Annotated in this window: 4 protein-coding genes, 11 tRNA genes and 3 rRNA genes; all 18 read right to left on the bottom strand. The window is 41.4% G+C overall.

Annotated elements, in window-relative coordinates; genetic code table 11:
• Positions 1–40 precede the first annotated feature (40 nt).
• Positions 41–3,637, bottom strand: coding sequence for a DNA-directed RNA polymerase subunit beta (gene rpoB, locus G6O70_RS04120; RefSeq protein ID WP_157047962.1), 3,597 nt, complete (start codon positions 3,635–3,637; stop codon positions 41–43).
• Positions 3,638–4,009: 372 nt separating this feature from the next.
• Positions 4,010–6,475 (bottom strand): ATP-dependent Clp protease ATP-binding subunit, encoded by a 2,466-nt coding sequence (locus tag G6O70_RS04115; protein ID WP_057869806.1) that lies wholly within the window; start codon positions 6,473–6,475, stop codon positions 4,010–4,012.
• Positions 6,476–6,491: 16 nt separating this feature from the next.
• Positions 6,492–6,959 carry a CtsR family transcriptional regulator gene (locus tag G6O70_RS04110; RefSeq protein WP_057869805.1) on the bottom strand — a complete coding sequence of 156 codons (468 nt, stop codon included), beginning with the start codon at positions 6,957–6,959 and terminating at the stop codon, positions 6,492–6,494.
• A gap of 214 nt (positions 6,960–7,173) precedes the next feature.
• Positions 7,174–7,247, bottom strand: a tRNA-Pro gene (locus tag G6O70_RS04105).
• Positions 7,248–7,286: 39 nt separating this feature from the next.
• Positions 7,287–7,360 (bottom strand) — tRNA-Pro (locus G6O70_RS04100).
• Between the two features lie 5 nt (positions 7,361–7,365).
• Positions 7,366–7,439, bottom strand: a tRNA-Arg gene (locus G6O70_RS04095).
• Between the two features lie 17 nt (positions 7,440–7,456).
• A tRNA-Leu gene (locus G6O70_RS04090) sits at positions 7,457–7,542 on the bottom strand.
• Between the two features lie 12 nt (positions 7,543–7,554).
• Positions 7,555–7,626 (bottom strand) — tRNA-Gly (locus G6O70_RS04085).
• 13 nt (positions 7,627–7,639) lie between these two features.
• Positions 7,640–7,712: transfer RNA gene (locus G6O70_RS04080), tRNA-Thr, on the bottom strand.
• A gap of 5 nt (positions 7,713–7,717) precedes the next feature.
• Positions 7,718–7,802 (bottom strand) — tRNA-Leu (locus tag G6O70_RS04075).
• Positions 7,803–7,824: 22 nt separating this feature from the next.
• Positions 7,825–7,897: transfer RNA gene (locus tag G6O70_RS04070), tRNA-Lys, on the bottom strand.
• Between the two features lie 4 nt (positions 7,898–7,901).
• A tRNA-Val gene (locus G6O70_RS04065) sits at positions 7,902–7,974 on the bottom strand.
• A 6-nt stretch (positions 7,975–7,980) separates the two neighbouring features.
• Positions 7,981–8,097 (bottom strand): 5S ribosomal RNA (rrf, locus tag G6O70_RS04060).
• An 83-nt stretch (positions 8,098–8,180) separates the two neighbouring features.
• Positions 8,181–11,099 (bottom strand): 23S ribosomal RNA (locus G6O70_RS04055).
• A 151-nt stretch (positions 11,100–11,250) separates the two neighbouring features.
• Positions 11,251–11,323, bottom strand: a tRNA-Ala gene (locus G6O70_RS04050).
• Positions 11,324–11,342: 19 nt separating this feature from the next.
• Positions 11,343–11,417, bottom strand: a tRNA-Ile gene (locus tag G6O70_RS04045).
• Positions 11,418–11,501: 84 nt separating this feature from the next.
• A 16S ribosomal RNA gene (locus G6O70_RS04040) occupies positions 11,502–13,061 on the bottom strand.
• The 16S, 23S and 5S rRNA genes sit together here with 11 tRNA genes alongside, the layout of an rRNA operon.
• A 452-nt stretch (positions 13,062–13,513) precedes the next feature.
• Positions 13,514–14,782: a serine--tRNA ligase gene (gene serS, locus G6O70_RS04035; RefSeq protein ID WP_057869419.1), complete on the bottom strand. Its 1,269-nt coding sequence runs from the start codon at positions 14,780–14,782 to the stop codon at positions 13,514–13,516.
• Positions 14,783–14,785: the final 3 nt, after the last annotated feature.

Below are 14,785 nucleotides of genomic sequence, written 5' to 3'. Positions count from 1 at the left end.
CTTATTTGGATGATTTAGAGTAACTGACTGATTAATTACATTAGTTCTCAGTTTTAGATTCAGCCTTTTCAGCATTGACTTCCTCTTCTTGTTCTTTCTTTTCAGCCTGTTCTTTTGCTACCTTACTTAAAGCATCAACATTTACGACCTCATCATCTTCATCATCCATATCACGTAATTCAATCTCATTTTTAGCTGTATCTAAGACCTTCATATCAAGTCCTAATGATTGCAATTCTTTTACAAGAACGCGGAATGATTCAGGAACACCTGGTTTTGGAATTGGTTCGCCTTTGACAATTGCTTCATAGGTCTTAACACGTCCAACAACATCATCAGATTTGTATGTCAGTATTTCTTGCAGAGTATATGCAGCACCATAAGCTTCAAGTGCCCAAACTTCCATTTCACCAAAACGCTGTCCACCAAATTGTGCTTTACCACCCAAAGGCTGTTGCGTAACAAGTGAGTATGGCCCGATTGAACGAGCATGAATCTTATCATCAACCATATGTGCAAGCTTCATATAATACATAACCCCTACAGCAATACGATTATCAAATGCATCACCTGTACGGCCATCGTAAAGAACTGTCTTACCATCAGTTGACATGCCAGCTTCTTTTAATGCATCCCAGATATCACTATCACGAGCACCATCAAAAACAGGTGAAGCAACATGAATACCAAGTTTACGTGCGGCCATTCCAAGATGAAGATCAAGAACCTGTCCGATGTTCATACGCGATGGCACACCCATTGGGCTAAGCATAATATCAATTGGAGTACCGTCTGGCATAAATGGCATATCCTCTTCAGGAATAACAATCGAAACCGTTCCTTTGTTTCCATGACGTCCGGCCATCTTGTCACCAACTTGGATCTTACGTTTTTGTGCAATATATACACGGACCATCATGTTGACCCCTGGAGATAATTCATCCCCAGCTTCGCGTGTAAAGATTTTTACATCTTGTACAATTCCGCCGCCACCATGAGGTACACGCAATGAAGTATCACGAACTTCGCGTGCTTTTTCTCCAAAGATTGCGTGCAATAAGCGTTCCTCAGCAGATAATTCTGTCACACCCTTAGGAGTAACCTTACCAACTAAAATATCACCATCATGAACTTCAGCACCAATACGGACAATTCCAAATTCATCCAGATCACGTAATGTATCTTCACCAACATTAGGGATTTCGCGCGTCATTTCTTCAGGCCCTAACTTGGTATCACGTGCTTCTGATTCGTGTTCTTCAATATGAATAGAAGTATACACATCTTCCTTGACTAAACGTTCGTTAATAGCAATGGCATCTTCAAAGTTATAACCATCCCAAGTCATAAAGGCAATCAATGGGTTTTGTCCTAATGCCAATTCACCGCTTTCCATTGATGGACCGTCAGCTAGAACTTCATCATAATCAACATGGTCTCCAACACGAACAATCGGTCTTTGATTATAGTTCTTACCACCGTTAGAACGACGGAATTTCATTAATTTATATTTATCAAGTGAACCATCAGCACGACGAACACGAATTTCGCGTGCATCTACATATTCGACAGTTCCTTCACTCTTACTAATTAAAGCTACCCCTGAATCATGTGCAGTCTTATATTCAATCCCTGTTCCAACAAGTGGTGCATGTGGATCAAGTAATGGCACAGCCTGACGCTGCATATTAGCACCCATCAACGCACGGTTAGAATCATCATTTTCCAAGAAAGGAATACATGCAGTTGCGACCGCAACAACTTGTTTAGGCGAAACATCCATATAATCGACTTTGTCAACGGTTATTTCGATGTTCTCACTCTTATTACGAGCCATAACGACATTATCAACAAATGACCCATCTTCATTCAATGGTGAGTTTGCTTGTGCAATAACATAATTATCTTCTTCGTCAGCAGTTAAATAATCAATCTTATCTGTAACCATATGTGTGGTCCATGAAACGCGACGATACGGTGTTTCAATAAATCCATAACGGTTTACTCGTGCATAAGAAGAAAGACTATTAATCAAACCGATATTAGGTCCTTCAGGTGTTTCAATCGGGCACATCCGACCATAATGAGTATAATGAACATCTCGAACTTCATATCCTGCACGATCACGAGTCAATCCACCAGGTCCTAAGGCTGATAGACGACGCTTATGTGTTAGTTCACCAAGCGGATTAGTCTGGTCCATAAATTGTGAAAGTTGTGAACTACCAAAGAATTCTTTAATAGAAGCAACTACAGGGCGAATATTAATCAATTGTTGTGGTGTAACAGTTGAGATATCTTGAATTGACATCCTTTCACGAACAACACGTTCCATACGTGAAAGTCCAATTCTAAATTGGTTCTGTAATAACTCACCAACTGAACGAATACGACGATTACCCAAATGATCAATATCATCAACAAAACCGATTCCTTCTTGCAAATTGAAGAAATAATTCATAGAAGCAATGATATCTGCGGGTAAAATATGTTTATACTTCAAATCAATGTTGCCATTACCAATCATATTGACAATCTTTTCTGGATCCTTTGGAGAATAAACTTTAATAATTTGAAGTGTCGTAGGGTCAGTCACAACCCCTTCATCTGATGGATGGAAAACAACTGTTTTAAAGTCATTTTTTTCAAGATATGGTGTTAACTTCTCCATAACGTGCTTGTCTAACACCGTATCCTTGTTAACAATAATTTCACCAGTTTCAGGATCTGCTAAAGTTTCAGCAAGAGTTAAATTAAGTAATCTTGTTTTCAAATCAAGTTTTTTATTAATCTTATAACGACCAACAGGAGCTAAATCATAACGTTTTGGATCAAAGAAACGTGCAGTCAGTAAACTTCGTGAACTATCTGCAGTTTTAGGTTCTCCTGGACGTAGTCTTTCATAAATGTCTTTCAGTGATTCAACGACACGTGAATCATCTGCATTTTTGTGAACATCCTTTTCAAGAGTCAACATCAAGCTATCTGTGTTACCAAGAATTTGGATGATTTCGTCATCTGAACTGTAGCCCAGAGCGCGAATCAATTCTGTCAATGGTATCTTACGAGTACGATCAATTCGAACATATGCAATATTTTTTGCATCTGTTTCGTATTCTAACCATGCACCACGGTTAGGAATTACAGTTGTTCCATAATTCTCACGCCCATTTTTATCTAGTTCTGAATTATAGTAAACTCCTGGTGAACGCACTAATTGAGAAACAATTACACGTTCAGCACCATTAATAATAAATGTCCCCTGTTCAGTCATTAATGGAAAATCACCAAAGAAGACATCTTGTGCCTTAATTTCACCAGTTTCATGGTTAATCAAGTTAAGCGTTACATGAAGTGGAGCTGAATAGTTTGCATCATGTTGTCTTGCTTCTTCCACAGTATACTTAGGTTCAAGCAACTGATAGTCGACAAATTCAAGTGATAGGTTACCTGCAAAGTCCTCGATTGGCATAATATCTTCAAACATTTCACGAAGACCTTCATCCAAAAACCAATTGTAGGAGTCGCTTTGAATCTCAATCAAGTTAGGCAAGTCCAGCACTTCTTTAATTCGAGCATAACTTCTACGTGTACGGTGTTTACCGTATTTTACTATATGTCCTGCCAAGTTGTTCACCTCTCAAAATTTTTCTGTGACAGCCAACGAAATATTACATTTGTGTTACAAATTACTAGAAAAACATTTTTTTGGCAAAAAAAAACCAAAAACAGGTCACATCGTCTAACGAATTAACACCATTTTTGCTTCTATAAAGGGATTCTATGGACAATAGATCACAGTCTCCCCATTTCACAGTTTCGCAATTATTTATGATACCAATATAATTATATTATGTCAAGAATTAATTTTTTAATCTTAATTCAAAATAAAGGGGCCACAACAAAATAACTATTTGTTATGACCCTTCCATATGTGAATGTGCCATCAGTCGAGAAAATTTGACCTTTGACTCAGTCACTTCTAAAATTTTTTCTTTGAAATACAGTATTACTGCTTTGTCAGTTCTTTTTTATTTTCATCTTCAGTAACAACGATATTAATCTTACCCTTAGTTGCTCCAATTGTTACTTTGCTTCCGATTTTAACTTGACCAGTAATCAATAGTTCACTCAATCTATCTTCAACTTCGGTTTGCAAAGCCCTTCTAATTGGTCTTGCACCATACTCAGGATCAAAACCATTCTTTGTGATTACATCAATAGCTGCAGGTGTAATTTTAATTGAAACATTTTGTTTCCTTACACGATTTAGTAATTCATTCGCCATAAGTTTAACAATCTTGTGCAATTCCTCTTTTTGAAGTGAGTGGAAAACAATCGTTTCATCAACTCTATTAAGAAATTCTGGTCTAAATGATTTTTTCAAGACTTCATGAATTTTAGCTGACATTTTAGTAAAATCACTAGCTGAATCAGTACTACCAAATCCAACTTCTTTTTCATCTCTGAGTGCTGTTGCTCCAAGATTAGAGGTCATTATAATGATTGTATTTTTGAAGTCAACTTTTCTTCCCTTTGAATCTGACAAATATCCATCATCTAAAACTTGTAACAAAATATTAAAGACATCTGGGTGGGCCTTTTCCACTTCATCAAAAAGAATAACTGAATACGGATGTTGTCTCACTTTTTCTGTTAACTGTCCACCCTCTTCATAACCAACATATCCTGGGGGTGACCCAATGAGCCGACTAGTTGCATATTTTTCCATATATTCACTCATATCTATCCGAATCATTGAATCTTCTGAACCAAAGATTACTTCTGCAAGACTCTTGGCAAGTTCTGTTTTCCCAACACCTGTAGGGCCAAGAAACATAAATGAACCAATTGGACGGTTAGGATCTTTCAATCCACTGCGTGCACGCCTAATAGCACGAGAAACTGCCGAGACTGCTTCATCTTGTCCAATAACACGTTTGTGCAGAACCTTTTCAAGATCAATCAAGCGATTTGTTTCCTTCTTTTGCATCTGCGTGACTGGTACACCTGTCCATTCAGAAACAATCTTTGCAATATCTTCCGATTCTACACTCAGAGTATATTTTGCGTGATCAGTACTTGCTTTTATCAATCTATCAATTTGTTTCTTAATTTTTAATTCTTTTACTCGAATTTCAGCTACTTCCTCAAATTCTCCTGAACCTAACGCTACAACTTTTTGCTCAGCCAATGTTTTTAATTGATTCTTCTTTTCGGCAATCTTATTAACTCCGTTGCTATTTTCAATACGTACACGTGCCGCTGCTTCGTCCATTAAATCAATTGCCTTGTCTGGTAAGAAACGGTCTGCAATGTAACGAACACTTAATTGTACAGCACTTTCAATTGCATCATCCGTTATTTCGACTTGATGATGATCCTCATAGCGAGAGCGTAAGCCCTTAAGAATAGCAATTGTATCCTCGCTCGAAGGTTCTTCAACTAATACCTTAGCAAACCGTCGTTCTAGCGCAGAATCAGATTCGATATATTTTTGGAATTCATCAAGCGTAGTTGCTCCAACAACTTGAACTTCTCCTCTAGCCAAAGCTGGTTTTAAAATATTTGAAGCATCAATTGCTCCTTCTGCACCACCAGCTCCAATTAACGTATGCAACTCATCAATAAATAAAATGACATTTCCATCAGCATATATCTCATCAATTATTTTCTTAACACGGTCTTCAAATTCTCCACGATACTTGGTTCCAGCTACTAATGAACCCATATCAAGCATCATTACACGCTTATTCTGCAAAGAATCAGGAACACTTCCCGCAATAATAGCTTCTGCAAGGCCTTCTGCTACGGCTGTCTTACCAACACCTGGTTCACCTAGCAAAACAGGATTATTCTTTGTTCTTCTACTCAAAACCTGAATAAGACGTTTAACTTCTTTTTCCCGTCCAATTACAGGATCTATTTTTTTATTTTGAGCTAAATCAGTAAGATCCCTAGCTAATGAGTTAAGTGTTGGTGTCCCATTTGTCTTAGTTGTTTTTTTATCATACTTTTTCATTTGAGCTTCACTCAAGCCCAATTTATGCACTATTGATTGGTACATTCTCCTAGTGTCAACATTAAGTGCCTGTAAAATACGTGAAGAAAGAATATCATTATTTCTTAACAAAGCAAGTAAAAGATGTTCAGTCCCAATTTTTTGTGCATTTGTTCGTTTAGCTTCATCTCCAGCTAACGCCAATATTTCTTTTGCACGGGGTGAATATGGAAGATATCCAACACTGTCAGTTTTTTTCAGTGTGCCATATCCAGCAATTCTTTCGATTTCTTCTCTAACATCTGTTTCTGTAATTATAAATTGTTTTAAAACTTTAGCTGCTATACCTTGTTCTTCGAGGGTTAAAGCAAGTAATAAATGTTCAGTTCCAATTGCTTGATGGCGAAAATATTTAGCCTGTTCCTGTGCCAAAACTAAAACCTTTTTCGCGCTTGGTGTAAATAAATTATCCATTGTAACCCCTCACTTTCTAGTCGTCGTATCTTAAACGATTCAATATATTAATCAAGATTCTTGCCCTAACTATCTTTTCGATTTGGTTATTTTGAAAAGCAAGAGTTCGCTTATCAATACTAGAAATAATCAAGTTAGATTCTCTTCTTGTCAGCATTCCTTCCTGATACAAACTTTGAATGATCTGAAATGCCTTATTAAAATCAATTTCATCTCCTACTATACTAATCAAATCATCTATAACGTCTGAATCATCTAATAAATTGACTTTGACAATTCTGATGTAGCCTCCTCCACCACGTTTGCTTTTTACAACATATCCGTTTTGAATGGTGAATCTAGTATTAATGACATAATTAATCTGTGATGGTACACAGTTGAAAAGATCAGCTATTTCGGAGCGCTTGATTTCAACTTGTTGTGAATCAGCTAAAATACTCTTTAAGTATTTCTCAATAATATCTGAAATATTTTGGCTTTGCATGCAATCATCCTTTTTAATTTGACTAATATTGACTTTTATTATACGGAAAAAAATTGCAATTGCAAAGTTAATGACATACTGGCAAAATATTATATTCTTTGTTAAAGATTAAACCACAAAAATCTTTTTTATCAACCTAAATATTAAAAAAGATTGCAGACACAAAAAAAGTTATGGTAATATCCCATAACTTCATCATATACATGCTCTCAAATCGGGAAAACAAGATTTGAACTTGCGACCCCTACGTCCCGAACGTAGTGCTCTACCAAACTGAGCTACTTCCCGATTAATAAATCCAAAGAAATAAGTCAATCAACTCTCAAATCGGGAAGACAGGATTCGAACCTGCGACCCCCTGGTCCCAAACCAGGTGCTCTACCAAGCTGAGCTACTTCCCGATTAATGCACCCAGTAGGAGTCGAACCTACAACCTTCTGATTCGTAGTCAGACACTCTATCCAATTGCGCTATGGGTGCATAATAATAAAACTTAATGCCGAGGACCGGAATCGAACCGGTACGGTAATCACTTACCGCAGGATTTTAAGTCCTGTGCGTCTGCCAGTTCCGCCACCCCGGCAAAAAACAAACAAGCGGAAGACGGGATTCGAACCCGCGACCCCCACCTTGGCAAGGTGATGTTCTACCACTGAACTACTTCCGCAAAAAAATATAAATGCCGACTAGACGATTCGAACGCCCGACCCTCTGATTACAAATCAGATGCTCTACCAACTGAGCTAAGTCGGCAAAAATGGTGCGGGTGAAGGGATTTGAACCCCCACGTCTTTCGACGCTAGAACCTAAATCTAGTGCGTCTGCCAATTCCGCCACACCCGCAAATATAAAAATAAAAAAGAAATGAGTCGTGACAGGCTCGAACTGTCGACCCTCTGATTAAAAGTCAGATGCTCTACCGACTGAGCTAACGACTCAAGATGGAGGATACAGGGCTCGAACCTGTGACCCTCTGCTTGTAAGGCAGACGCTCTCCCAACTGAGCTAATCCTCCATATTTGCACGGCAACGACCTATCCTCGCAGGGGGCGATCCCCCAACTACTATCGGCGCTAAGAAGCTTAACTTCTGTGTTCGACATGGGAACAGGTGTATCCTTCTTGCCATCATCACCGCACTCTTTTACTTGAGAAAACTTTGTTCTCTCAAAACTAGCTAATATTTCTCTTCCTTAATCAACTACCGTCCGCATTTCTTTCTTTGGTTAAGTCCTCGACCGATTAGTTTTGGTCCGCTCCATACATCACTGTACTTCCACTTCCAACCTATCTACCTGATCTTCTCTCAGGGGTCTTACTTCCCGAAGGAATGGGAAATCTTATCTCGAGGTGAGTTTCGCACTTAGATGCTTTCAGCGTTTATCTCATCCACACATAGCTACCCAGCGATGCTCCTGGCGGAACAACTGGTACACCAGCGGTGTGTCCATCCCGGTCCTCTCGTACTAAGGACAGATCCTCTCAAATTTCCTACGCCCGCGACGGATAGGGACCGAACTGTCTCACGACGTTCTGAACCCAGCTCGCGTACCGCTTTAATGGGCGAACAGCCCAACCCTTGGGACCGACTACAGCCCCAGGATGCGATGAGCCGACATCGAGGTGCCAAACCTCCCCGTCGATGTGGACTCTTGGGGGAGATAAGCCTGTTATCCCCAGGGTAGCTTTTATCCGTTGAGCGATGGCCCTTCCATGCGGAACCACCGGATCACTAAGCCCGACTTTCGTCCCTGCTCGACTTGTAGGTCTCGCAGTCAAGCTCCCTTGTGCCTTTACACTCTGCGAATGATTTCCAACCATTCTGAGGGAACCTTTGGGCGCCTCCGTTACCTTTTAGGAGGCGACCGCCCCAGTCAAACTGCCCACCTGACACTGTCTCCCACCACGTTTATTGGTGAGGGTTAGAGTGTTCATACAACGAGGGTAGTATCCCACCAATGCCTCCATCGAGACTAGCGTCCCGATTTCTATGGCTCCTACCTATCCTGTACAAGTTGTACAAACACCCAATATCAAGCTACAGTAAAGCTCCATGGGGTCTTTCCGTCCTGTCGCGGGTAACCCGCATCTTCACGGGTAATATAATTTCACCGAGTCTCTCGTTGAGACAGTGCCCAAATCGTTACGCCTTTCGTGCGGGTCGGAACTTACCCGACAAGGAATTTCGCTACCTTAGGACCGTTATAGTTACGGCCGCCGTTTACTGGGGCTTCAATTCTGAGCTTCGCCGAAGCTAACCCATCCTCTTAACCTTCCAGCACCGGGCAGGCGTCAGCCCCTATACGTCATCTTACGATTTTGCAGAAACCTGTGTTTTTGATAAACAGTCGTTTGGGCCTATTCACTGCGGCTGAACTTGCGTTCAGCACCCCTTCTCCCGAAGTTACGGGGTCATTTTGCCGAGTTCCTTAACGAGAGTTCTCTCGCTCACCTTAGGATTCTCTCCTCGACTACCTGTGTCGGTTTGCGGTACGGGTAGTTATTATCTAACTAGAAGCTTTTCTCGGCAGTGTGACATCAGTATCTTCGCTACTATAATTTCGCTTCCCATCACAACTCGTCCTTATAAGTAAGCATTTGACTCACTTACAAACTCGTTGCTTGGACACACATATCCATCAGTGTGCATACTTAGCCTCCTGCGTCCCTCCATCGTTCAAACAATAATAACTAGTACAGGAATCTCTACCTGTTATCCATCGCCTACGCCTCTCGGCCTCAGCTTAGGTCCCGACTAACCCTGGGAGGACGAGCCTTCCCCAGGAAACCTTAGTCATTCGGTGGACAGGATTCTCACCTGTCTTTCGCTACTCATACCGGCATTCTCACTTCTAAGCGCTCCACCAGTCCTTCCGGTCTAGCTTCTTCGCCCTTAGAACGCTCTCCTACCACGCAACCTTACGGTTGCATCCACAATTTCGGTAATATGTTTAGCCCCGGTACATTTTCGGCGCAGGGTCACTCGACTAGTGAGCTATTACGCACTCTTTAAATGGTGGCTGCTTCTGAGCCAACATCCTAGTTGTCTATGCAACTCCACATCCTTTTCCACTTAACATATATTTAGGGACCTTAATTGGTGGTCTGGGCTGTTTCCCTTTCGACTACGGATCTTATCACTCGCAGTCTGACTCCCGGATATAGATCGATGGCATTCGGAGTTTATCTGAATTCAGTAACCCTAGATGGGCCCCTAGTCCAAACAGTGCTCTACCTCCACGATCCTTTCTTTCCGAGGCTAGCCCTAAAGCTATTTCGGAGAGAACCAGCTATCTCCAAGTTCGTTTGGAATTTCTCCGCTACCCACACCTCATCTCAGCATTTTTCAACATACATGAGTTCGGTCCTCCAGTGCGTTTTACCGCACCTTCAACCTGGACATGGGTAGGTCACTTGGTTTCGGGTCTACGTCTACATACTGATACGCCCTATTCAGACTCGCTTTCGCTACGGCTCCGTCATTTCCGACTTAACCTTGCATGCAAACGTAACTCGCCGGTTCATTCTACAAAAGGCACGCTATCACCCATTAACGGGCTCTAACTACTTGTAGGCACATGGTTTCAGGAACTATTTCACTCCCCTTCCGGGGTGCTTTTCACCTTTCCCTCACGGTACTGGTTCACTATCGGTCACTAGGGAGTATTTAGCCTTGGGAGATGGTCCTCCCGGATTCCGACGGAATTTCACGTGTTCCGCCGTACTCAGGATACTGAATTGAGAGAATGTCATTTCATCTACAGGGCTTTCACCTTTTTTCGCTGATCTTCCCAAATCATTCGATTATAACATTCTTTGGTAACTCAAATATTCAGTCCTACAACCCCAAAAAGCAAGCTTCTTGGTTTGGGCTGTTCCCCGTTCGCTCGCCGCTACTTAGGGAATCGATTTTTCTTTCTCTTCCTGCAGGTACTTAGATGTTTCAGTTCCCTGCGTCTTCCTCTAACTGGTCTATGTATTCAACCAGTAGTAATAGTCGATAAAAACTATTGGGTTTCCCCATTCGGAAATCTCCGGATCATAGCTTACTTACAGCTCCCCGGAGCATATCGGAGTTAGTCCCGTCCTTCATCGGCTCCTAGTGCCAAGGCATTCACCATGCGCCCTTAATAACTTAACCTATCTTTACCTACGGTAAAGCGGTTATGAGTTTAGCGTTCAAGATTTTTCTTGTTTTAAACTCTTTAAAACGCGGTGTTCTCGGTTTGTTAATTATTTTAGAAAAATATTATCTAGTTTTCAAAGAACAAATTTGACAATTATCTTGTCAATGGAGCCTAACGGGATCGAACCGATGACCTCCTGCGTGCAAAGCAGGCGCTCTCCCAGCTGAGCTAAGGCCCCATAAAAAATATAAAAAGGATGGGCCTAAATGGACTTGAACCATCGACCTCACGCTTATCAGGCGTGCGCTCTAAACCAGCTGAGCTATAGGCCCATAACATCCTCAAATAGAGAAGTAGGCCTCTCAAAACTAAACAAAGTTTCAACAATCGTGTGTAGGTTTCCGTTATATCCTTAGAAAGGAGGTGATCCAGCCGCAGGTTCTCCTACGGCTACCTTGTTACGACTTCACCCCAATCATCTGTCCCACCTTAGACGGCTGGCTCCATAAATGGTTACCTCACCGGCTTTGGGTGTTACAAACTCTCATGGTGTGACGGGCGGTGTGTACAAGGCCCGGGAACGTATTCACCGCGGCATGCTGATCCGCGATTACTAGCGATTCCGACTTTATGTAGGCGAGTTGCAGCCTACAATCCGAACTGAGAACGGCTTTAAGAGATTAGCTAAACCTCGCGGTTTCGCGACTCGTTGTACCGTCCATTGTAGCACGTGTGTAGCCCAGGTCATAAGGGGCATGATGATTTGACGTCATCCCCACCTTCCTCCGGTTTGTCACCGGCAGTCTCACTAGAGTGCCCAACTAAATGCTGGCAACTAGTAATAAGGGTTGCGCTCGTTGCGGGACTTAACCCAACATCTCACGACACGAGCTGACGACAACCATGCACCACCTGTCATTCTGTCCCCGAAGGGAACACCTAATCTCTTAGGTTGTCAGAAGATGTCAAGACCTGGTAAGGTTCTTCGCGTTGCTTCGAATTAAACCACATGCTCCACCGCTTGTGCGGGCCCCCGTCAATTCCTTTGAGTTTCAACCTTGCGGTCGTACTCCCCAGGCGGAATGCTTAATGCGTTAGCTGCAGCACCGAAGGGCGGAAACCCTCCAACACTTAGCATTCATCGTTTACGGTGTGGACTACCAGGGTATCTAATCCTGTTTGCTACCCACACTTTCGAACCTCAGCGTCAGTTACAGACCAGAGAGCCGCTTTCGCCACTGGTGTTCTTCCATATATCTACGCATTTCACCGCTACACATGGAGTTCCACTCTCCTCTTCTGCACTCAAGTCTTTCAGTTTCCAATGCATGACTTCGGTTAAGCCGAAGGCTTTCACATCAGACTTAAAAAACCGCCTGCGTTCCCTTTACGCCCAATAAATCCGGACAACGCTTGCCACCTACGTATTACCGCGGCTGCTGGCACGTAGTTAGCCGTGGCTTTCTGGTTAGATACCGTCACTGCATGAGCAGTTACTCTCACACACGTTCTTCTCTAACAACAGAGTTTTACGATCCGAAAACCTTCTTCACTCACGCGGCGTTGCTCCATCAGACTTTCGTCCATTGTGGAAGATTCCCTACTGCTGCCTCCCGTAGGAGTTTGGGCCGTGTCTCAGTCCCAATGTGGCCGATCAACCTCTCAGTTCGGCTACGTATCATTGCCTTGGTAAGCCTTTACCTTACCAACTAGCTAATACGCCGCGGGTCCATCCAGAAGTGATAGCAAAACCATCTTTCAAACAAAAACCATGCGGTTTTTGTTATTATGCGGTATTAGCACCTGTTTCCAAGTGTTATCCCCCTCTTCTGGGCAGGTTACCCACGTGTTACTCACCCGTTCGCCACTCAAAACTTTCGTGAATGCAAGCATTCGGTGAAAGTTTTTCGTTCGACTTGCATGTATTAGGCACGCCGCCAGCGTTCGTCCTGAGCCAGGATCAAACTCTCATTTTAAAAGTTTGTGACTCTTTAATTACTTATTTACTAGCGAATTGACTTCGCAAATGTTTGCTCTTGTACTAAACAAGAGACCCTACACATTTGATTTGTCGAAACTTTGTTCAGTTTTCAAAGGTCTACTTTTAGACATGACACAAGAAATTATTATACACATCAGCTGCTGAATTGTCAACACATTTTTTTTACTTTATCATGGATTTTCAAAACCAACAATTCATTAAAACAACCTCATTATGTATGTCCTTCCAAGAAGAAAAAAGCAATCAATCTCCTTGACAACAATGAATATCATACCAACTATTTTTTATTGCGTCAACAACTTTTTTTATTTTTTGTTCTTAATAATTTATATTGTCAAATAATACACCTTATTTGTACAAAAAAAGTAACGCCTAGTTGATAAGCGTTACCCTCTCATTTAATTACTATTGTGATTAAATGTTTGTTTATTCAATGATCTCTAATCCATTTAAATATGGTTGAAGCACTTCTGGAACAGCAATCGTTCCATCCTCGTTTTGGTAATTCTCAATAATTGCCGCTACAGTTCTTCCAACAGCAAGACCAGAACCATTCAATGTATGCACAAACTTCAATTTGCCATCTTGATCACGATACTGAATGTGTGCTCTTCGTGCTTGAAAATCTTCGCAATTAGAACAACTTGAAATTTCACGATAGACATGTTGTGATGGCATCCAAACTTCAACATCGTGAGTCATAGCTGCAGAAAAGCCCATATCACCGGTTGAAAGCGTAATAACATGGTAAGGAAGTCCTAACTTATCAAGGATATTGCCAGCATTTAGCGTCATTTTCTCTAATTCGTCATAAGATGTCTCTTGTTTACAATACTTAACCATCTCTACCTTGTTAAATTGATGTAATCTTATTAGTCCTCTTGTATCTCTACCTGCACTGCCAGCTTCCGATCTAAAAGACGGTGATAAAGCTGTAAAATATACTGGTAAATCTTCATCTGGAATAACTTCATCCCGATAATAATTTGTTAAAGGTACCTCTGCCGTAGGAATTAAAGTTAAATCCTGCCCTTCAATTTGAAAAACATCTTCTTTAAACTTAGGAAATTGACCTGTGCCAAACATTGAAGCACCATTTACCATATAGGGTGGTAAAACTTCTGTATAACCTTCTTTAGAATGCTCATCTAACATAAAGTTATAGATAGCACGCTCTAAGCGCGCACCCCAGCCTTTGTAATATAGAAAACGACTGCCTGAAACCTTCGCACCACGTTCGAAATCTAAAATTCCAAGTTTCTCACCTATCTCCCAATGTGCCTTAGGTTCGAAAGCGAATTTGCGAGGAGTTCCAACAACTTTGATCTCTACATTCGATTCCTCATCCGGACCAACGGGGATAGTTGGATTAGGTAAATTAGGCAATCTTGCTGCCTTATCAAGAACCTTGTCATTCACAACATTAAGTTGTTCATCAAGTTTTTTAATCTCATTGCCGACTTCTTTCATCTCAGCAATCGCTTTTGCTGCATCTTCCTTATTTCTCTTTGCTTGTGCAATTGCTTGAGATGCTTCATTTCTTTTTTGTTTCAGAGTTTCTGTTTTAACAACCAATTCACGCCGAATTTTATCTTGTTCAAGCAACTCATCAATTGTTTCAGGTTTAACATTACGCGTTGCCAACCTTGTCTTAACTTCATCCTCATTAAGACGGATCATCTTAATATCTAACATCTC

The organism is Liquorilactobacillus hordei DSM 19519, from assembly GCF_019443985.1.
In the GTDB taxonomy this organism is placed as follows: Bacteria; Bacillota; Bacilli; order Lactobacillales; family Lactobacillaceae; genus Liquorilactobacillus; species Liquorilactobacillus hordei.
The sequence above is the reverse complement of the archived record's forward strand: the minus strand, read 5'-3'. Positions and strand labels throughout refer to the sequence as shown.

Bases quoted from the DNA above. Each gene is read 5' to 3' on its own strand.
- G6O70_RS04115 (WP_057869806.1), bottom strand. From the start codon at position 6,475: ATGGATAATTTATTTACACCAAGCGCGAAAAAGGTTTTAGTTTTGGCA.
- G6O70_RS04110 (WP_057869805.1), bottom strand. From the start codon at position 6,959: ATGCAAAGCCAAAATATTTCAGATATTATTGAGAAATACTTAAAGAGT.
- serS (WP_057869419.1), bottom strand. From the start codon at position 14,782: ATGTTAGATATTAAGATGATCCGTCTTAATGAGGATGAAGTTAAGACA.